Origin of the sequence: Streptomyces sp. NPDC057287 (assembly GCF_042667905.1) — a bacterium.
Classification (GTDB): domain Bacteria; phylum Actinomycetota; class Actinomycetes; order Streptomycetales; family Streptomycetaceae; genus Streptomyces.
Genome location: NZ_JBHUYV010000004.1, coordinates 86507 through 106690 on the forward strand (window position 1 = coordinate 86507; position 20184 = coordinate 106690).

Annotated in this window: 17 protein-coding genes; 7 read left to right on the forward strand and 10 right to left on the reverse strand. The window is 73.0% G+C overall.

Annotated features, from left to right (window positions below; translation table 11 throughout):
• Window positions 1-169 precede the first annotated feature (169 nt).
• The 6 genes from ACFUNE_RS09210 to ACFUNE_RS09235 all read right to left on the reverse strand — a co-directional run bounded on the left by ACFUNE_RS09210 (window position 170) and on the right by ACFUNE_RS09235 (window position 6825).
• On the reverse strand, window positions 170-859 hold the full coding sequence (locus ACFUNE_RS09210) for an HAD family hydrolase (protein WP_383564311.1): 690 nt from the start codon (window positions 857-859) through the stop codon (window positions 170-172).
• A 24-nt stretch (window positions 860-883) separates the two neighbouring features.
• Window positions 884-1366 carry an Lrp/AsnC family transcriptional regulator gene (locus tag ACFUNE_RS09215; RefSeq protein WP_383564313.1) on the reverse strand — a complete coding sequence of 161 codons (483 nt, stop codon included), beginning with the start codon at window positions 1364-1366 and terminating at the stop codon, window positions 884-886.
• Between the two features lie 91 nt (window positions 1367-1457).
• Complete coding sequence (locus tag ACFUNE_RS09220) at window positions 1458-1841, reverse strand: VOC family protein (protein ID WP_383564315.1); 384 nt, start codon at window positions 1839-1841, stop codon at window positions 1458-1460.
• A gap of 300 nt (window positions 1842-2141) precedes the next feature.
• Complete coding sequence (locus ACFUNE_RS09225; protein ID WP_383564318.1) at window positions 2142-3806, reverse strand: hypothetical protein; 1665 nt, start codon at window positions 3804-3806, stop codon at window positions 2142-2144.
• A gap of 5 nt (window positions 3807-3811) precedes the next feature.
• Window positions 3812-5644 (reverse strand): flavin-containing monooxygenase, encoded by a 1833-nt coding sequence (locus ACFUNE_RS09230; RefSeq protein ID WP_383564320.1) that lies wholly within the window; start codon window positions 5642-5644, stop codon window positions 3812-3814.
• Between the two features lie 413 nt (window positions 5645-6057).
• Window positions 6058-6825 (reverse strand): SDR family NAD(P)-dependent oxidoreductase, encoded by a 768-nt coding sequence (locus ACFUNE_RS09235; RefSeq protein ID WP_383564322.1) that lies wholly within the window; start codon window positions 6823-6825, stop codon window positions 6058-6060.
• Between the two features lie 129 nt (window positions 6826-6954).
• Here ACFUNE_RS09235 and ACFUNE_RS09240 point away from each other — a divergent pair, with 129 nt between their 5' ends.
• Window positions 6955-7629, forward strand: a complete 675-nt coding sequence (locus tag ACFUNE_RS09240) for a TetR/AcrR family transcriptional regulator (RefSeq protein WP_383564324.1) — start codon at window positions 6955-6957, stop codon at window positions 7627-7629.
• Window positions 7630-7711: 82 nt separating this feature from the next.
• Window positions 7712-8161: a hypothetical protein gene (locus ACFUNE_RS09245; RefSeq protein ID WP_383564326.1), complete on the forward strand. Its 450-nt coding sequence runs from the start codon at window positions 7712-7714 to the stop codon at window positions 8159-8161.
• A 106-nt stretch (window positions 8162-8267) separates the two neighbouring features.
• Here ACFUNE_RS09245 and ACFUNE_RS09250 read toward each other — a convergent pair whose 3' ends face one another.
• Window positions 8268-8768 (reverse strand): hypothetical protein, encoded by a 501-nt coding sequence (locus ACFUNE_RS09250; protein ID WP_383564328.1) that lies wholly within the window; start codon window positions 8766-8768, stop codon window positions 8268-8270.
• A 181-nt stretch (window positions 8769-8949) separates the two neighbouring features.
• A complete protein-coding gene (locus ACFUNE_RS09255; protein WP_383564330.1) occupies window positions 8950-9615 on the reverse strand; it encodes a hypothetical protein in 666 nt (221 codons plus the stop codon).
• A gap of 355 nt (window positions 9616-9970) precedes the next feature.
• Here ACFUNE_RS09255 and ACFUNE_RS09260 point away from each other — a divergent pair, with 355 nt between their 5' ends.
• From ACFUNE_RS09260 to ACFUNE_RS09275, 4 genes are all read left to right on the forward strand, one after another.
• Window positions 9971-10540, forward strand: a complete 570-nt coding sequence (locus ACFUNE_RS09260; protein WP_383564332.1) for a hypothetical protein — start codon at window positions 9971-9973, stop codon at window positions 10538-10540.
• Window positions 10541-10668: 128 nt separating this feature from the next.
• Window positions 10669-13575: an AAA family ATPase gene (locus ACFUNE_RS09265; protein ID WP_383564973.1), complete on the forward strand. Its 2907-nt coding sequence runs from the start codon at window positions 10669-10671 to the stop codon at window positions 13573-13575.
• Between the two features lie 482 nt (window positions 13576-14057).
• Complete coding sequence (locus tag ACFUNE_RS09270; protein WP_383564334.1) at window positions 14058-15569, forward strand: FUSC family protein; 1512 nt, start codon at window positions 14058-14060, stop codon at window positions 15567-15569.
• 166 nt (window positions 15570-15735) lie between these two features.
• Window positions 15736-16806, forward strand: a complete 1071-nt coding sequence (locus ACFUNE_RS09275; RefSeq protein ID WP_383564975.1) for a lactonase family protein — start codon at window positions 15736-15738, stop codon at window positions 16804-16806.
• 72 nt (window positions 16807-16878) lie between these two features.
• Here the strand turns inward: ACFUNE_RS09275 and ACFUNE_RS09280 are convergent, their stop codons facing one another.
• Together ACFUNE_RS09280 and ACFUNE_RS09285 are read right to left on the reverse strand one after the other, a co-directional pair.
• On the reverse strand, window positions 16879-17802 hold the full coding sequence (locus tag ACFUNE_RS09280) for a sirohydrochlorin chelatase (protein ID WP_383564336.1): 924 nt from the start codon (window positions 17800-17802) through the stop codon (window positions 16879-16881).
• Window positions 17803-17940: 138 nt separating this feature from the next.
• Window positions 17941-18942 (reverse strand): N-acetylglucosamine kinase, encoded by a 1002-nt coding sequence (locus ACFUNE_RS09285; RefSeq protein ID WP_383564338.1) that lies wholly within the window; start codon window positions 18940-18942, stop codon window positions 17941-17943.
• 177 nt (window positions 18943-19119) lie between these two features.
• On the opposite strand from ACFUNE_RS09285, the gene ACFUNE_RS09290 reads away from it, so the two are divergent.
• Entirely contained in the window at window positions 19120-19797 is a 678-nt protein-coding gene (locus tag ACFUNE_RS09290) for a uracil-DNA glycosylase (protein WP_383564340.1), read from the forward strand.
• Window positions 19798-20184 lie beyond the last annotated feature (387 nt).

Below are 20184 nucleotides of genomic sequence, written 5' to 3' on the forward strand. Positions count from 1 at the left end.
TGTGGCCCGTTCCGACTGCCGCGGCGGCGACCTGAACGGGCTCATCGCCTCGGTACGGTGCGTCGGGGTGCGCGGCATGATCAGGATATCCGTCCCCCGGACCTCCGCTCGCCCAGCCGGCGAACTGAACGCCGGATCCGGCCAGTCGGTGGGCCCGGGCGGCCTGTTCTCACCCTGCGGAGAGCCAGTCGAGCACAGCGGCCGCGGTGAATTCAGGTTGTCCGCCGGGGAAGAGCAGCTCCGCCTCCCCGAACGCCGCCCCGTCCACCGCAGCTTCGGTGTCGGGAATCGCGACACAGCGCATCCCTGCCGCGTGTGCGGCCCGGACGCCGGGGACGGCATCCTCCAGGACCACACACGAATCCGGCGCCACACCCAGCCGGCGCGCCGCCTCCAGGAACACGTCGGGCTCCGGCTTGCCGTGCGCCACCTCCTCGGCGGACACGTACAGGGGCAGGTACGCGTCGAGCCCCGTGACCGCGAGCGTGGCCGCGATGGCGGCCCTGGAGGATCCCGACGCCACCGCCATCGGCACCCCGTCCCCGTGGAGCCGCTCGACGAGGGCGCGCATCTCGGGGAAGGCGGTGGTGGATGCCCCGGCGAGCTCCAGGTAGAGGGCGTTCTTACCGGCCAGGAGCTCGTCGACCGGCGCCTCGATCCCGTATTCCCGGCGCAGGACGGTGAGGGTCTCACGGGTGCCGATCCCGATGAAGCGGGTGTGGTTCTCCCAGCTGAAGTCCCGCACGCCGTAACGGGCGAGGAGCCTGCGTCCCGCCTCGTAGTAGTTCGGCTCGCTGTCGATGAGGGTGCCGTCGAGATCGAAGAGGACCGACGGGGCCGGCGGGTGCGGGGTCTTCATGGCGTCCAGCATGCCCGACGGCGATCAGGCGGCACCGCCCGCCGCTCGCCCCACCGCCTCGACCAGCGGCAGGACCCGGTGGGCAACCCGCTCCCGCAGAGCCACCTCGGTCCGGGTCCTGACCACACCGGGGAGCTGGATCAGCTGCTGGATCACGTCCTCGAGATGACCGTTGTCGCGGGCCACCACGCGCGTCAGGAGGTCGCCGCCCCCGGTGGTCGAGAAGGCCTCGATGATCTCCGGTACGGCCGCGAGCGCGTCGCCCACCTCGTCCAGGTGCCCCTGAGTGACCTCCAGGTGGACGAAGGCGAGCACCGGGTGGCCGAGCGCGGCGGGGGAGAGGGCGGGGCCCGTCCCCGTGATCACCCCGTCCCGCTCCAGACGGTCCAGCCGGGCCTGGAGGGTGCCGCGCGCCACGCCGAGGAGGCGGGCGTACTCGCGCACGCTGGTGCGCGGCTGCTCGATGAGCAGTCGAAGGATGCGGGTGTCGAGGGCGTCCACCGCCATGTCCGGCTGTGCTCCTCCTGGCTCGGTGATCGTTCGCCCGACTGTACCCAGGGCAGGACGCCGGCGTGCGGCACCGGCCGGCCCGGTGAGGTCAGAGGGGCTGCAGCCGGGTGCGCAGGAGGCAGAACTCGTTGCCCTCGGGGTCGGCCAGGACGTGCCAGCTCTCGGTGCCGGTCTGGCCGACGTCGGCGTGCCTGGCGCCGAGGGCGAGCAGTCGCTCCAGCTCTGCGTCCTGGTCGCGGTCGGAGGGGCTGACGTCGATGTGCAGCGGGAGCTTCCCGGCCCGCGGGTCGCGGCCGGAGCCGAGGACGAGGGTGGGCTGCGGGCCGCCGAAGCCTGCGCCGGGCGGACCGATCTCGATGCTTCCGTCGTCCTCACGGCCGAGCTCGACGTAGCCGAGGACCTCGGACCAGAACGCGGCCAGCCGGTCGGGGTCGGCGGCGTCGATGACCAACTCGCTGATGCGGCATGCCATACGGCCAGTGTATGGGGACGGCCCGGGAGCCGACCGCTGGAAGCCCCGGCCCCGCCGGTCACGCCCGGCCGGCCGGGTACGGGGCTCGGCCCCGGGGATCGCCGTTGCTTCGCCCGCGTCCGGCTCGGCCGGGACGTCCTGCCGCCGTCCGAGGACGCCACGGCCGGATGGAGGAGCAGCCGCGAGGCGGTCGCGCCCGGTATCCGCCGGTCCCCGGCCTCCAGCAGGGAGGCGAGCGGGAAGGCGGCCGCTCCGCCGCGGCACGGGCGTGTCGTGGCGGAGCGGCCGTCCGTACTCCCGTTACCGGGGTCCCGACGGGGTCAGTCGCAGCACGGTGCCCTCCCCGTCGGCCGACAGGACGAGTGAACCGTCCGGCGCGGAGGCGATCCCGGCGAAGCGGCCGACGAGTCCCGGCAGGCCGTTGGCGAACAGCGCCGGTCCGGCGTCCGGCGGAAGGGGGACGGAGTCCGGTGACGGGCCGACCGGCAGGTCCTCGGCCTCGGTCCAGCTCTCCGCCGTGACGAGGGAGACGGCGCGCAGGCGGCGGTGCGCGGTCTCCACCGTGTACAGCTCGTCGCCCACGACCGTCAGTCCCTGCGGAGAGCCGAGGCCGTCGGCGACGACGGTCGTCGTGGCGTCCGCCTCCAGCCTGAGTACGGCGCCGGCCTGCTCATCGCTGACGTAGCACCGCCCCGCCGCGTCGAAGGCCACGTCGACCGGGCAGCCGAGCCCTTCCGCGAGCACGGTGACCAGATCGCTCCCGTCGACGGACAGGACCCGGCCGCCTCCCGCCTCGGCGACGACGAGCGAGCCGGCCGGATCCACCGCGATGCCCATGGGCCGGTTCAGTCCCTCCAGGCGGATCCGCATCGACCCCTGCTCGGGGTCGTAGGTCCGGAGGTTCCCGAACTGCGAGGTGAGGTGCAGCAGTCCACCGTCCGCCGCGATGCCGTGCACGAAGGGGGCGAGGACATGGCTGGTCGGCTCGCCCGCCTCCGCGTCGGTGCCGCCGTCCCCTCCGGGGGGCGCCGGCGGTGACGCCACCCGGTAGTGGTCGGCCGCGTACACCGTGCCGCCGAGGTCGACCGTCACCCCGTAGGGCCCGTCGAACCCGCGTGGCACGATCACCCGGGTCCGCCCGTCCGGGTGCATCTCGGTGATGCCGCCGCTCGCGTAGCTGGAGACGAACATGCGGTTGTCCGCGTCGAACGCCGCGTTGTCCAGGCCGGCCAGACCGCTCGTGACCAGCGTCCGTGACCCCGTGCCGTGCAGGTCGATCCGGGTCACCCAGCCCTCCGGCCCGAGCGACAGGACGTGCAGTACGCCGCCGCGGTCGAAGCGCACGGCGACCGGACGGTCCACCTGGTCCGCGACCATCTCGGGTTCACCGCCGTCCGGGGGGATGCGCCAGATCTGCTCGCTGATCATGTGCGGGTAGTAGAGGTAGCCGTCCGGCCCGCGCTGCATCGCGTTGCCCATGGCGAGTCCCGCGGTCAGCACGGCCGGTTCGCCGCCGTCGGGGAAGAGCTCCAGCAGGCGGCCGCCCGGCTTCATCTCGTTGACGAAGAGCCGGTCGCCGACGCAGGTGATCCCGTTGGGGTTCTTCACCTCGTCGCTGACCAGGGAGTACTCGCCCCCCGGGCTGCGCCGCCAGACACGGCCCGGCACCAGGTCGGCGATGTACATCGAGCCGTCCGCCCCGAACGCGAGGTCGTCGGGTGACCGGACGGGTCCGCCCGCCGGTACGACGACGTCGAGGTCACCCCCGTCGAGATCGACCGCGCTGATCCGGCCCCCCAGGAACTCGGCGACGTACAGCCGCCCGTCCGGGCCGAAGGCGATGCCGTTCGACCCCCACAGCGGGTTGGCCGGGTTGAGCCTCTCGGCGGACGGGTGTGCGCCCCGCCGGCCGCTTGCGTCGAACCTGCTCGGACGGGTGTCCGCCCGCCCGGCCCCGTCGCGCACCCCGCTCACCTGGCCTCGGCCATGACGTCGTTCATGCCGTCGCCCTCGCGCCAGGCCCTGAGCAGCTCGTGGAAGGCGACCGGGCCGTCACCGAAGGACTCGCTCCGCGCCCGTGGCCTGCCCTCGTTGTTGTAGTAGCCCGGCGTGCACTCCGCCTGGAACTCGTGCAGGCTCGCTGCCTTCTGACGGATCGTTGCGACCCACGCGTCCTGCGCCTCGACCGTCGGCTCCACGAACCGGGCCTCGCGCTCGCGTGATTCGGCGACGACCTCCGCGACGTGCGTGGCCTGCTCGTCGAGGATGTGCACGTAGTTGACGGCACTGGCATTCTGCAGCGGCCCGAGCTGGAAGAAGTTCGGGAAGCCGTGGCTGTAGAACCCGTGCAGGGTCCTGGGGCCCTCCCTCCAGGCCTGGAGCAGGGGTACGCCGTCCCGCCCGTACACCGGCAGCCGGCCGGACAGCACGCCGGAGACGCCGACCTCGAAGCCGGTCGCGAAGATGATGCAGTCGACCTCGTACTCGACACCGCCGACCACCACCGCGTTGTGGGTGATGCGCTCGACGCCGTGGCTGTCGGCGGTGTCGACCAGGGCCACGTTGGGCCGGTTGAAGGTCTGGAGGTAGTGGTCGCTGAACGTGGGCCGCTTGCACATGTAGCGGTACCACGGCTTGAGCTTCTCGGCGGTCTCGCCGTCCTCGACGACGGAGTCCACGCGGGCGCGGATCTCGTTCATCTTCTGGAAGTCGGCCAGTTCGTAGGCACGTTCACGGTCGGCGGCGGGAACGTCCGTGTAGGCGTCGGTCGGGATGAGCTTCTCCTGCAGACGGGCGGTGCTCGTCCAGGCGTCGTCCACCAGGTCCTCGGCCACCGGTTTGCCGGTGACGACCTTCAGGAAGTTGTCCATCCGGCGGCGCTGCCAGCCGGGTTCGAGCGACGCGGCCCAGTCCGGGTCGGTGGGCCGGTTCTCCCGCACATCGACCGAGGACGGGGTGCGCTGGAACACGTACACCTGACGTGCGTCGGCTCCGAGATGCGGGACGACCTGGATGGCGGTCGCGCCCGTACCGATGAGTGCCACGCGCTTGTCGGCGAGCCCGGTCAGGCCGCCGGTCTGGTCGCCGCCGGTGTAGTCGTAGTCCCAGCGGCTGGTGTGGAAGGTGTGGCCCCCGAAGGACTCGATGCCCGGGATGCCGGGGAGCTTCGCCTGGCTGAGCGTCCCGCTGGACACCACCACGTAGCGGGCCCTGATGCGGTCTCCCCGGTCCGTGCCGACCGTCCACTCCGACGCGCCGTCGTCCCAGCGCAGTTCGGTCACGGCGGTCTGGAAGCAGGCGTCGCGGTAGAGGTCGAAATGCCGTGCGATCGCCTGGGAGTGCTCGCGGATCTCCTCGCCCGGGGCGTACTTCCACTTCGGGACGTAGCCGACCTCCTCGAGCAGGGGCATGTAGGTGTACGCGTCGATGTCGCAGTGGATGCCCGGATACCGGTTCCAGTACCAGGTACCGCCGAAGTCCCCGCCCTTCTCGATCACACGGATCGTTTCGACGCCCGCCTGGCGCAGTCGCGCCGCTGCGATCAGTCCGCCGAACCCGCCGCCGACGATCACCGCGTCGACCTGGTCCCGCAAGGGCTCCCGGGTGAAGTCCGGGTCGGCATGGGGATCGGCGTCGTAGTAGCCGAACTCACCGGTCGTGCGCAGGTACTGGGCGCTGCCTTCGGGGCGTATCCGCCGGTCGCGCTCCTGCCGGTACTTCAGGCGCAGCGCTTCGGGATCGAAGTCCTGCTGGTGCGCATGGGTGCCGTCGGGCGGCGCGGGTGATGTGTGGGGGGAGGTCATGTGGGCCTCGTTCCTCGGCATTCGTCTGGGGGATGGATGCGGGCCGATGTCCGGCGAGCGGCCGGGGGCGGGGGGAGCGGGGCGGGGGAGCGGCCGTCACTCGCCGCCCGCGGAGTCTCCGGCCGGGGGTGTCCACGGACGACTCCGCCCGTTCCTCGGGATACTCGCGTCGTGGTCCGCACGTCGTGAGTGCAGCATACATATCGTGTGGTCGATACATATCGAAGGTCGGGCAGAGGTGTGCTCGAGCTGTCCGGAAATGGCCTCCGACCCGCGCGGAGGCCGACTCCTGCCGTGCGCCGGGGTGCGTGGGGCGCTCGCGCGGATGGCCGGAAGCGGTTGCGCCGAAGTGCGCCGCGTCGCGTCGGTGCGCACCGGAGGTGACGGTGAGCGCCGACGGAACATGAGAAGTGTCAGACGGCGGACCAGCCGTTGTCGACGGGCAGGATCGCCCCGTTGATGTTGCTCGCCGCGTCGGACGCGAGGAAGACGATGGCCGCCGCCTGCTCGTCCGCCTGTGCGAGGGTGCCGACGTTGCCCATGTAGGGCGCGAGTGCCGCGGGCCCGTGTGCGCCCCGGTCCGCCTCCACCCGGATGTTGGTGATGGTGCCGCCCGGGGCGATGGCGTTGGAGCGGATCCCCTTCTCGCGGTACATGACCGCCAGCGACTTCGTCAGGCCGGCGATGCCGTGCTTGGAGGCCGTGTAGGCCGCGCCCGCCGCGCTGCCCCGCAGGGAGGCCTCGGAGGCGGTGAACACGATGGCGCCCCTGCTCACGGCGAGCATGTGCGGCAGCACGGCCCGGGTGAGGCGGAACGGGGCCGTGAGGTTGATGCCGATGACGCTCTCCCACTCGTCGTCGCCGGTGTCGGCGGCCGCCGACATGCTGTCCATGATCCCGGCGTTGTTGACCAGGACGTCTATCCCGCCGAACTCCTCCGCGGCTGTTGCCGCGACCCGGTCGACGACGGCCTGGTCCCGCAGGTCCCCGATCACGGTGACCGCGGTGCCCCCGGCTCGCGTCACCTCCGCGGCGACCTTGTCGGCCGCCGCGGGGTCGACGTCGGCGATCACGACGCGCGCGCCCTCCGTCGCGAAGCGCAGGGCCACGGCCCGGCCGATGCCCGATCCGGCGCCGGTGACGATGACGCTGCGGCCGGGGCCGCTGGTGGTGACGCTCACGAGATGCTCCTTGCGATCGTTGATTCCGTCGTCACGCTACTTTATTGGCGTGCGGTGCCACAATGGCGAGCTCTGCCGGAAAAGAGGTCGATACGATGGGTGCGACCGGGAAGGAAGGGGCCGAACGCCGTGGAAACCGCACACGCCGACGGGACGAAGGGCCGTCCCGCCCGCGCCGGAACGGGGACGCAGGGCGGAGCGCGCCTCGGGCGCCCCCCGCTGACCGAACGCCGCAAGGCCGCCACCCGGCTGGAGATCGCCCGCGAGGCCGTACGCCTCTTCGCGGAGCGCGGCGTGGCCGCGACGACCGCCGACGAGATCGCCGCGGCGGCGGGCATCTCGCAGCGGACGCTCTGGCGCTACACCTCGTCGAAGGAGCTGTGCGTCAGCCCGCTGCTGACCTACGCCCTCGACTCCGTCACCGTGCTCATGAGGGCATGGCCGCGCGACCGGCCGCTGGCCGAGGCCGTCGCGGGCGGCCCGTCCGCGCTCACGGACGCGTCCGCCTCCACCGACGCGGAAGCGCTGCGCGACCTGGTCCTGCTCACCCGCAGCGAGCCCGGGTTGCGGGCCGTCTGGCTCCAGGTCCACCACGACGCGGAGCGGGTCTTCGCCGAGGTCATCGCAGAACGCACGGGCCGGGGGCCGGACGACCTCGAACCACGTGTGCAGGCCACCTTGTTCAACGGCGCGCTGCGCATCGCCGTCGAGCAGTGGGCCTGGGGTGCCGACCCGCGGCCGGGCTCGCTGCCGGGTGAGATCGCTCGCGCGCTGGGCATCGCCGGGGCCGGTCTCTCCGGCTGAGTGCGGCGGTGTGCGGCCCCGGACGCCCCGGACGTGTCCCGTGGATCGCAGCGTCGTTGATCAAGGCATGAACCTGCGGTCGATGTCCCTCGCGCTCGTGGCCCTGCTGAGTACGGCCGGTTGTGTGTCCGTACCGGCCGAGACGGACGGACCGGCCCCTGTGGCCTCCGTGCATTCCGGCAACGCCCCCGGCGCGCTGGCCTCCACGGCGCCCACGGCGCCGGCGGCGGTGCACGACGCACTGGGGAAAGCCGAGGAGCGGCCGCGCGGCAAGGAGGAGCGGAAGCGGAAGAAGGCGGAGAGGGTGCGTCCGCCGGTCCGGCAGCCGGAGGCCGTCGTGCCCCCGGTCCGCCGGCAGGCCGACAGCCGGCCGCGACACCGGGCCCGGCCCCGCCCCGAGCCCCGTCACGCCCGCCCCCCACGCGTGGCCCGGCCGCAGCAGCAGCACGACATGCGGACCGTCTGCGCGACCGGCCGCGGGGTCGCGTCCGCCGAGATCGTCGACCTGTGCCGCGCCACGTACGGACGCTGACGGCCCGCCCGCACGTGCGGCGGGCCGTGAGGTCGCGTCCGTCGCGTGGTGCTCGGTCGCACGCGCGGCGGGGTGAGGGGCTGCCCGGGCCGCGCCTGCGGGACGCTCACTGGAGGGCGCCGCTGCGCCTGCCCTCGTCGAGCAGATCCTGCACCAGGGCGGACTTCGCTCCCGGCGCCACGAACCAGAGGGGCCCGACGGAAGGGCTCCTGAAGATCTCGACGCGGTGGCAGCCCGTCACGAGACCCACCAACGCCGTCTGCTGCACCCCGGCCACCTCGCTCCAGGCCACGGAGTCGCGTATCCGCCCGAACCGGTCGGTGACAGCCACACCGTCCGTGCACAGGTAGCACCTGTTCACGCCGAGCAGGGCGGTGAGCCGGCGCCATCCGTACTTCAGGGCGTACACCGCGGCCACCACGGCTGTCGTGCCGACGGCATTGTCGTCGACCGCGGACGGGTTGACGACCGTGGTGACGAGCATGACGACCCAGGCAACCAGCAGGAATCCCCTCAGCGTCTGCATCATGGAGCCGATCGCAGGGGTGATGATGGCGTGATCGCTGCGTATCCCGCCGAGCCCCAGGCCGGCCACTCTGTCGCGCACTGATGCTCCCTCGGTCGAAGCTGGATCCGCGCGCACGGCGTGCGCGGGGGACCGCACGGCACGCCCGCACCACCGGTGCCCCGAACCGGCCTGTCGCGGCCCGGCCTCGGAACACCGCTGGAGGGCACGACTTCTGTCTCCGGAGTCTCGGTGACGTGAGATCAGTCGAGGGTCAGACCCTTCATCTCCGCGAGGAAGCGGGCTCCCGAGCCGTGAAGCAGGGAGCCGTCGCAGGCGGGAAGCCGGCGCGACACCCGGTCGAGGCCCTTGATGTCCACGTAGCCGACGGGGATGTCCCCTTGTCGGTGAAGTCCTTGGTGAATCGACGGTCGTGACCTGTCCCCATGGCCAGCAGGCGCTTGCTGTTGAGGAGTACCCCGTACCACTGAGTGGTGGGATTCAAAGGGTCCGTGGTGGAGCAGATCACGGGCACCTCCTCGCCGCGCCGCGGGTGGCAGTCGGGCTTGGCCTGATTGCACTGATCGGCGGCGCCGGCCTTGATCTCCGTGCAACTGTCCTCGGACGCGCCGGTGCAGGAGACCGGCGCGGTGTTGAGCGGTGCGCCGGTGGGGCGGTCGTAGACCCTGAGCCAGGCCGCGCTGACGGCCGTCCGGTGCACGTCGGGAAGTGCGCAGAGGTCGATGTCGGCCGTCCCCCCGAACGCGTCGTCGTCCACGGTCACCGCGTGTTTGTCGGGACATGCGCCGGGATCGGGGGCGCCGGCCGCACGGTCGGCGACTGCCGTGTCCCTGGCGCCCGGAGCCTCCTCCTCCGTGGACCCGCAGGCGGTGAGAGACAGCGCCAGGGCTACTCCGAGGATGTGCGGAACGCGGACTCGGTGTGACACGAAGAGCACCTTCCATTCGACCGGCGAGCTGCAGGCGCGTTCCCGCGGGTTCTGTCCAGGTGGTACCACTGCGCCCCGGAGGCCGATGCTCTCAGCGCTCGTCCCGGGCGGCGTCGGTGGAATCACGTATATCCCTACGTAGAGGGCGGTCAGGCCCTGTGCGGCCCGCCGCGGGTTCCCCGGAACACACGTGGGCCGACGTCGGATGTACGTAGCGCAGATCAGGGAAACCACGGACGCGCGACACCGCACCGGCGGGCAGGCTGGTGACCGGTCCGGCCGACACGGGGGTCTGGGCGGTCCGGGGGAGCGGTGACCGGCCGGCTCAGCGACCAGGCTTCGGAGGGGAGGCGGTGTGGCGGGGAAGGTGCCCCGGTGGGCGCGGGGGGCTGCCGTCGCCGGAGCGGCGCTGAGCCTCGCCGTATCAGGGTGGCTGGTCTGGTCGGTCCCCGTCCCCCACCTGGCGGCCGTAGTGGGTGTCGGGCCCGTGGACGGCACCATGAAGGTGACGGAGTGCTACGAAGCGACCGATGCGGACGGTGATCCCGACGGCTACGCCTGTGAGGGCGTGTACACACCGCGATCGGCCGCCGGGCCGCAGGGAGGAAGGCAGCCGCAGTGGGAGATGACCCTCCACCACGCCGACGAGAAGTACGAGGACGGCACCCTCGTGGAGGTGCGGACGGCGGGCGGGAAAGCACACGAGTACTCGGGCTCCGCGCTGACGGTGTGGACGTCCATCACCTGGTTCCTGACAGCTCCGTTCCTCGGTGTGTCGATCTGGCTGCTCATCAGCGCACGCCACGCCGACTGGGCTCGCGGGAACGGCTACGTGGTCTTCTTCTTGTTCACGATGCCCTTCTCCCCGCTGGTCCTCGGCTGCGCCGCCCTCGTGGTGGAGGTGGTCAGGGCCCTGCTCGGCTGAGGCGCCCGGGCCTCACCGTCGCCGGGGACGGCATGCGGTCCTGATCCCCGGCCGTGCTCCTCGGACCCGGTGCCGCACCCCCGCGCCCGGCCGACGTGGTAGACAAAGCCGTGGAGTTCGCCAGAGGGATCACACAGGCGGGGGCGGCGCCCGGGGCCGCGACGGACCGCGACGGCGGGAACCCGCTCGTCGGGCGCACGGCCGAACTGGTGCAGCTCGATGCCGTGCTGGATCGCCTGGGCCGGGGGAGCCCGGCGATCGTCGACCTCACGGGCGCGGCGGGAATCGGCAAGAGCCGGCTGGTGGGAGAGTTCTGTCTGCGTGCCCGGCAACGTGGTGCGGCGGTCCTGCGGGGCCGGGCCACGGAGTTCGAACAGCACCTCCCTTTCCGGCCGTTCGCCGATGCGTTCGCCGACGTGGACGACCGCGGTCCGAGTGCGGCGTCCGAGCTGCTCGACGCGATGTCCCCGATCCTCGGCGGCCGGGCCACGGGGCCCTCCTCCGTGACGGGCCCATCGGCCGTCGACCGCTTTGCCCTCCACCGGTCGACGGCACGGCTGCTGGCGCAGCTCGGCGGGTCGGGCCTGGTGGTCGCGCTGGACGACATGCACTGGGCGGACCCGGCGTCGCTGGAGCTCCTGGACCATCTCGTACGGCACCCGGTGCCGGGCCCGGTCGTCCTCGTCGTCGCGCGCCGCGACCGCCAGACTCCGCCGGCGCTCGCAGTGGCGCTCACCCGCGGACTCGACACCGACGCGGTGATCCGGATCGATCTCTCCCCGCTCGCCGAACAGGAATGCGCCGAAGGGCTGGCCCCCGAGCTGCCGCGCGTCCGGGCGGCGCAGCTCTACACCGCCAGCGAGGGCAACCCCCTCTACTTCCTCTCGCTGGTGCACGCCCACCGCGAGGGCCCCGTGCACCGCGGTGCTCCGGCCTCCACCTCGGCCGGTGATGTCTCCGAGGGGCTGCCGGCAGGCCTCGGACCGCTGCTGCTGGACGAGCTGACGCCGCTCACCCCTGCGCAGCGCCGGACCCTGGAGGTGGTCGCCGCGCTCGGCGACCACGCCGTACCGCCCGTGATCGGTCCGACGGCCGGCCGTACCGACGCCGAGCTCGACGAGGATCTGCACGCCCTTGCCCGGCGTGATCTCGTGCGCACCGGACCGGGCGGTCGGTCGATGCTGCGCCACCCGGTCCTCCGTACTCTGGTGTACGAGTCCACCGCGGCCCGGCGGCGCGTCGACATCCATCGCACGGCCGCGGTCGAGCTGGCTCGCGCGGGAGCACCGGCCATCGAGCAGGCGCAGCACATCGAACGCTCGGTGACCACCTGGGACCCCCGGGCGATCGCCGTGCTGAAGCAGGCCGCCGAGCAGACCGCGTCGACGGCCCCGACGAGCTGCGCACACTGGCTGGGCATCGTGCTCCGGCTCCTTCCGGACACCGCCGAACACACCGCCGAGCGACGCCGGCTGATGCTGGGGCGCGCACGTGCGCTCGGTGTCGCCGGCGGTCTTCGGGAGAGCCGGGAACTGCTGCACCAGGTCCTCAGTACCTCAGGTCCGGGCGAGGCCGACGTCAGGACGTCGGCCGTCGTGCTGTGCGCCCTGATGGAGCGGCACCTCGGAAGATATCCCGAGGCGATAGCCCTGCTGCGCCGGGAGTTGAGGCGGCAGGTGGGGCTGTCGCCGGCGGACAGGATTGCCATCGGGATCGAACTGGGTTCGACCGCACCGCACAACACCCCCTATCCGCAGGTGCGGGGCGAGATAGTCCGCGCCCTCGCGGCCGCCCGTTCACTCCTGGACGAACCGGGCGAAGCAGGTGCGCTGGCGCTCGCCGCCTTCGGCGAAGCCTACGAGGGCGGCACGGTCACGGCGGCCGGGTTCGCCGGGCAGGCGGCGGAGCTGATGGACGGCCTGCCCGACGACGACCTCACATCGCTGTGCGAGCCGCTGGCCAGACTCGGCTGGGCGGAGGCGTTCCTGGGCCGCTTCGCCGACGCCGAGCGCCACGCCACCCGGGGCCTCGACATCGCACGGCGCAGCGGGCAGGTCTATCTCCTCCCGCTCCTGCTGCTGTGCGTGGCGCACGTCCGGATCCAGACCTGCCGGCTGCGGTCGGCGAGGCAACTGGCCGACGAGGCCGAGGACATCGCACGAGGCATCGGCAGCCGCGAGCTGCTCGCGTTCGTCCTGGCCAACAAGGCGCAGGTCCTGGTGGTGGCATCGGCGCCCGGGGCTCCGGAGGCACTGGCCGTGGCCGAGGAAGCAGTCGCCTGCATGGGACCGAGCGACAACTGGCGGGCCTCCATGGCCTGGTGCATGCTCGGGTACGCGGCGCTCACCGGCGGTGACCCGCACCGCGCCCGGGACGCCCTGCTCCGTGCGGGCGGTGACGACCTGCAGGGTCTGCAGCCCTCGATGCGCCCACTGTTCCTGGAACTGCTCGTCACCGCCGCCATGTTCACGGGGGACGTCGACTCCGCGTCGGCATGGGCCGAGCGGGCGCGCAGGGAGGCCGACCGACTCGGCCTGCCCCTCCAACGTGCCTCCGCCATGCGGAGCGCGGCTCAGCTGGCGCTGCACGGCGGCGACCCGGTCGCAGCGGCGGCCCTGCTCTCCGAGGCGGCCGAGGAGTGCGCACGGTCCGGTGCGGTCTTCTGGGAGGCGCGGTCGTTACTGCTCGCCGCCCCGGCTCTCACGGCTGCGGGGTTCACGGCACGGGGTGAGGCGGCGCGCGAGGAGGGCCACCGGCTGGCCACGGCCGGAGGCGCCCACCTGCTCGCCGGTCTGGCGGCCATGGCGCGGCAGCCCGCACCTCCGGCGCCTGACGCCGTCCCGCAACGGCTGGCGTCGTTGACGGCACGTGAACGGGAGGTCGCCGAGCTGGTCGCCGAGGGCCTCACCAACCAGGCGATCGCCAAAAGGCTCTATCTCAGTCCGCGCACCGTCGAGACGCATCTCTCCCGGGTGTACCGGAAGACCGACGTCGCCTCCCGTGCCGCCCTGGCCACGCTGATGGCGCGCTCCTGACGTCCAGGCACGCTGTCGGCATCCCAGGAGGCCGGCACAGGGCGGCCCCTCCGGCCGCCCGCGCCGCAGGCCGGCGGTTCTCGCGTGGCGGATCCGGCACGGCGCAGCCCGACCATTTTCGTCGATAGGTCGCCGCCCCGTTCGGCCAGGGACGGGCCGCGCCCGGCACGGTGCCTCTTCGCTGGGGCGCTCCCTGTCCGGCCGGCGGCGCGCGGCTCCCCTCAGTGATCGGACCCAGGCTCCGCAGCGCTGTCCGCCGTCCGCGGACCGGTGGCGCGTGCGGGCTGGTCCGTTGGCTCTGCTGTGGCCGTGCAAGGCGCGCTGATTCTGAGCCATTGGCACAGTGAAATGGGTCCCGGTTGAACCATCAGCCCTTCAGATGCTGAGATATGTCCATCAATGGCGCTGCGGGTCCCCCCGGGGATTTCTGCGGCGCCTTTCTCATGTCTGCGCTGGTCCATGTACGAAAGGTGCGGGGTAACTTGCTGAAGAGGGCGTTCGTCGCGAACGATCCGGGCCGGATACGGCTCCGGTTCGCGTCCCGGGCCGTGCTCGGCATCGGGCTCGCCGTCGCGCTGTGCGGGGCGGCCGGGCAGTCGCTGGCCGCCGCCATCACCGGTGGCCTGGCCGCGCTGCTCGCACTGTTCACGGTGACCGACCCGACGGTGCGTGGGCAGGCGACCACGACCGCGCTTCTCCCCGTCGTCGGTCTTCCGGCACTCACGCTCGCCGCGGTGCTGCACGATGTGCCCGTCGCCCGCGACCTGGCGTTCCTCGCCGTCGTGGGGGCGGGGGTGTACGCGCGACGGTGGGGGCCCCGGGGGCACTCGCTGGGCGTGTTCGGCTTCATGGCCTACTTCTCCGCCCAGTTCCTGCACACCGTGCCCGGCCGGCTGCCCGAGCTGTACGCGGCCGTGCTGCTGTCGCTCATCGCGTCGTCGGTGGTGCGGTTCGGGGTGTGGTGCTACGAGCGGCGGCTCGCGGCACCCGTGGCAGTCGTCCCTCCCACGGGGGCGGCGGGGCTCGGGCGGATCACGACGCGGCAGGCCGTGCAGGCGACACTGGGCGCGGCCTTCGCGCTCGGGGTGGGCCAGCTGCTCTCGGACCAGCGTTGGTACTGGGCGGTCGGCGCCACCTGGTGGGTGTTCGTGGCCACGACCTCGCGGGGCGAGACCGTCGTGCGCGGCTTCAGACGCTTCCTGGGGACGGTGCTCGGGATCGGACTGGGCTTCGCCGTGGCCGTGCCGCTGCACCATGAGCCGGTCGTGGCCGCCGTGGTCGTGGCGATCAGCGTGTTCGGGATCTTCTACACCGCCGCTGTCTCCTACACCTGGATGATGCTGTCCGTGACCGTGATGGCGAGCATGCTCTACGGGCTGCTCGGCGTGCTCGACGCGGGTCTGCTCATGCTGCGGGTGACCGAGACGGCGGTCGGGGCGCTCGGTGCCGTGCTGGCGGTGCTGTTCGTGCTGCCGGTGACCACGCACTCGGTGACCGAGGCGTGGGTGGAGCGGGCGCTGCGCTGTGTGCACGCCTGCACGGCGGAGGCCGCCGCCCGGCTCGCCGGGAGCGAGGACGCCGACCCGCCCCGGCGCGTGGCCGAGCTGGAGGCGATCCTCGGCCGGGTGCGCCTGTCGCTCGCCCCGCTGGTGCACCCGCTCAACCCGATGAAGGCTCGTAAGCGGCGGGCGCGGCAGGTGCTCGCGCTGCTCGACGACTGCGCACGTGAGGTGCGTGGTCTCGCCTCCGTCGCCGCGGATCCGGAGGCCTCGCACGACATCCGGCTCGCCGCGGCCTGCTGGCGGGTGGAGGTCGCTGTCGAGGCCCTCACCGACGCGCCGGCCGCCGGGCGGCACCCGCAGCTCGACGACGCGACGGCTGCGGGGCCGACGGGCGCCGAACACGTGCTCGCCCACCTCCATGCGCTGGAGCGGGCCCTGCTCGAACTCGCGGTGCCCCTGCGGAGGCCCGGCCGCCTCCCGGCCGGCGCCTGAGCCGTCGCGCGTGCGGGGCGCCGGCCGGGTCACGGGCGACGCCCGGATCCCTGACGCCGCGCGCTCGCGCGCCCCTCTCTGAGGCCTCTTCCTGGTCTGGACCAGAAAGCGCTGCCTGCTACCGTCGGCCGGGAAGATCGTGACGGACGTGAAGAGGGGTAGCGCGATGGGCGCCGACCACGCAAAGCGGGCATTCATAGGGTCGTTCACCTCGGCGGGGGGCCGTGGCATCACCGTCGCCGCCGTCGACCGGGACACGGGGGCGCCGACGGTGCTCGCGTCCACGGACGTCGTCGCCGACCCGTCCTTCCTGGCGGTCGGGCGTGCTCCCGGCACGGGCGGCACCGTGCTGTACGCCGTCAGTGAGGCCCCTGAAGGCGCCGCCGCGGCCTTCTCTGTCGACGCCGACGGAACTCCGCGCCTGATCGGTGAGGTCCGGCCGGTGGACGGGAGCAGCCCCACCCACCTGGCTCTCGCCGCAGGCCATCTGCTCACCGCCAACTACGGGTCCGGAAGCGTCACCGCGCTGCCCGTGCGCGATGACGGCACGCCCGGCCCGGCGGCCGGCGTGCTGCGGCACGAGGGCCGCGGTCCGGACGACGGCCGGCAGTCCGGCCCGCACGCGCACCAGGTGCTGGCCGACCCGTCGGGGGAGTGGGTGCTGAGTGTGGACCTCGGTACCGATTCCGTACGCGTATGCGCCCTCGACCCCGGCACGGGCTCCCTGCGGACTCACTCCGAGACGTCACTGCGGCCGGGCACGGGGCCGCGCCATCTCGCTTTTCACCCGTCCGGGGGACACGCCTACGTCCTGAACGAGCTGGAACCGACCGTCACCGTGTGCCGCTGGGACGCTGCCGCCGGGCTGCTCGAGCCGCTCGGGGAGGCGCCGGTGCTGCCGTACAGCCACGACGAGGGCGATGCCGTGCGCACGTATCCGTCGGAGGTGGTGGTCTCGCACGACGGCCGGTTCCTCTGGACCGCCAACCGGGGGCACGACAGCATCTCGGTCCTCACGCTCGACGAGACGGCCGAGAAGCCCGTCCTGGCGGCGGCCGTGGGCTGCGGGGGCCGCTGGCCCCGCGATCTCACCCTCGATCCCTCGGGGCAGTGGCTGTACGCCGCCAACGAGCACTCCGGGAACGTCAGCTGGTTCGCCGTGGACGCGGAGACGGGAATCCCCGAGCACGCGGGCTCCATCGAGGTCCCGGCCGCCTCCTGCGTGGTGTTCGCCTGACACGTGGCCGCCACACCATGAGGCGCGGACCGGAGGAACCGGTCCGCGCCTCATGGTGTCCCGGGCGCCGGATCAGTGCGCCTGGGCTCCCTGCGGCGTCGCCGGGGTGATCCCCAGTGTCGTCGCGTACAGCGAGAGCACGAGCTTGCCGATGGCCGGGTACGCGCCGAGCGGCTCGGCGGTCGCGCAGCCGGCCTCCTTCGCGGCAGCGTCCAGCAGCCCTGCGTCGATCTCCGGGCCCACCAGGTAGGGCGCGAGCGCGAGCTGGGCGGAGCCGGAGCCCTGCAGCTGTGCCGCGATCGAGGCCACCGACCCCTCCACGTCCAGGGCCGCGGCCATCACGGGCACCGCGAGCCGGGCGGCCAGCAGCATGCCGGTGATGCCGGCGGCCTGCACGGCCTCCTCGCCGCCGACCGTGGCCAGGACGATGCCGTCGGCCGCGGTCGCCACGGTGAAGAGCCTCGCGCGGTCGGCGCGGGCCAGGCCGGCCTCCGAGAGGCGCACGTGCAGCGCTTCGGCGAGCAGCGGGTGCGGACCCAGTACGTCGGTCAGCTCGGCCTGTGTGCCGCTGTCCATGACGGCCTTCCGTATGCGCCGGATGAGGGCACTGTCGGGCCCCGCGAGCAGGGGGACCACCACGGCGGACGGGCCCGAGGGCTCGGCGACCTCGCGACCCGCGGCGATGGCCTGCTCGTAGCGCGCGGTGCGCTCGGTGGCGGCATGGGTGAGTACGGAGGCGAGCGCGGGATATTCGGCGTCGTCGCCGTCGAGATAGCCGATCTGCGCATTCAGACCGGGCAGCTCGGACCGGGCGATGCTGATCACTTCTTCGGCCAGGCTGCGGGAGGCCGGAGAAGGGGTACCGGGAAGGGCGAGAACGAGCGCGGCAGCGCCCTCAGGTGCGACCACGGGCTCCGGGCGGCGGTGCCGTCCGGACTGGCGAGGTCGCGGCATTCGTACAGGCAGGCCGGAAGCGGGCCCAGTGGGGGTGCTCATGGCGCCGCATGCTACTGGTTTTGGGTGCCCCTCTGTTCGGGGAGGGGGCGGCCAGGCGTCATCTGTCCGTATATGTCTGTTGAGTGGCAAAACAGGCGACTGACCTGCTCTGTCCGGGCGGAGGATCGTTCGAATCGTCTACGTTACTCCCGGTACGAACAAGAGGTGCGGGTGGGGTGGGATGCGCAGCCCCGGTCCGGCGAGAGCCCGGGCGATCTCCAGCGCACCGTGCAGGGGATCGCCCGCCGCCGGCACCACGCGCGCCTGCGGGACCTGCTCGGCCAGCTCTCCGCGCAACGGTGCGAGGAGCGGCTCACCCATGCGGAACAGCCCACCGGTGAAGGCGACTTCACAGCCACCGGAGTCGGCGGGGCCGGGACACACCGCGGCCGCGGCTTCGGCGATGTGTGCCGCCGCGTCCCGCAGGATTCCCGCCGCGACCTCGTCGGCGACGGCGCAGGCACCGACCTCGGGGGCGAAGGAGGCGAGCAGCGCGGGACGGTCCGTACGCGGATATAGCAGGCCCGGCAGACCGGTGACGGGACCGAAGGCCGCCTCCAGCCGCTCCAGCAGCGCGGGCGAACCACCGCGCCGGCCGTCATGGGCCCGCATCGCCGCGTCGAGCCCCGCCCGGCCGATCCAGGCACCCCCGCCGCTGTCCCCGAGCAGATGCCCCCAGCCGTCCGCCCGGCGCCACGTCCTGAGATCGGTGCCGAGCGCGATCATTCCCGTACCGCCCGCGACCACCGCCCCGGGCCGCTGCCCGAGCGCCCCCGCGTACGCGGTCACCGCGTCGGCAGCCAGGGCCACCCGCCGCACACCCAGCGCGTCCGCGAGTGCGGCCGGCACCTCGGCGCGCAGCTGGTCACCGAGCGTCGCCATGCCCGCGGCCCCGATCGCCGCGGCGGAGACGGACGCCCCGGGGCCCTCCCGCTCCAGCAGCCGCCGGGCGGCCGGAAGCAGCTGTTCCAGCAGGTGTCCGGCGTCGATACCGGCCGGCCCGGTCCGCACCGGCTCGGCGCAGACGTCCGTGGTGACGGGGCGCGTGGTGTCGGCGGAACCCAGGGCCAGCCTCAGCCCGGAACCGCCCGAGTCCACACCGAGGACGAACGGGCCCCGGGCGCCGGTCACGGCAACCACCGCTCGGCCGACCGCTGTTCGACCGTATCCATCACTGGGGGCGACACCGCCTGAGCGACCTCATGGAACGGCTCCGGGGGACTGGAGGACTGACGACGCCGCGCAGCCTACCCCCGGGCGCCTCTGGAGGGGGACCGCATGATCACGTTGTCGGTGTAGGCCGGTAGGGTGACACGTGTGGCAGCGCGACCGTTGAGTGAACTTGTGGAGCCCGGATGGGCTCAGGCACTGGAGCCCGTGGCCGGCCGGATCGCGGCGATGGGGGACTTCCTCCGCGCGGAGATCGGAGCGGGCCGCACCTACCTGCCTGCGGGGGCGAACGTCCTGCGCGCCTTCCAGCAGCCCTTCGACGACGTGCGCGTCCTGATCGTCGGTCAGGACCCCTACCCGACCCCGGGCATGGCGATCGGCCTCAGCTTCGCGGTCGCCCCCGACGTGCGGCGCCTCCCGGGCAGCCTGGAGAACATCTTCCGGGAACTGCACTCCGACCTCGGCCTCCCGAGGCCTTCCAACGGAGACCTGACGCCGTGGACGCGGCAGGGCGTGCTCCTGCTCAACCGGGCGTTGACCACAGCACCGGGCAAACCCGCCGCCCACCGGGGCAAGGGCTGGGAAGAGGTGACCGAGCAGGCCATCCGCGCTCTCGCCGCGCGTGGCAGGCCGATGGTGTCCGTGCTGTGGGGCCGGGACGCGCGCAATGTGCGGCCGCTCCTCGGGGACCTGCCCGCGATCGAGTCCGCGCACCCCTCTCCCATGTCCGCGGATCGTGGCTTCTTCGGATCGCGGCCCTTCAGCCGCACCAACGACTTCCTGGCCGGCGTGGGAGAGAAGCCGGTGGACTGGCGCCTCCCGTGAGCGGTGCCCCGCGGACCACGCACCACGCCGGAGCCGGTCCCTCCGGCGGACCGGGGCCCGGGACGCGGGCGCCGAGGCCGCGCGGATCCGCCGGCGGTCCGGGACGCACACGCCGACACGGTGCATAGGTTCTCGAAACCGGGGCACGAGACCCTGTGACCCGAGCTCCGGGCGGTGCCCCCCGCACCTCCGTGAGCACCCGGCCCCACCGGCATCCCCCCGCCGGTGGGGCCGGCTCCTTCTCCGGGCCGCGGTGACCGTCCGGTCCTGAGCATCCGGCGGTGGATGTCGCCCGACCGCTCCGCCGCGTCGTCCTCGCCCGGTGCCGGGAGCCGTCCGGGTGGCTCCCCGGTGCGCGTACCGCCGGGACACGGGACACCGGCCCGA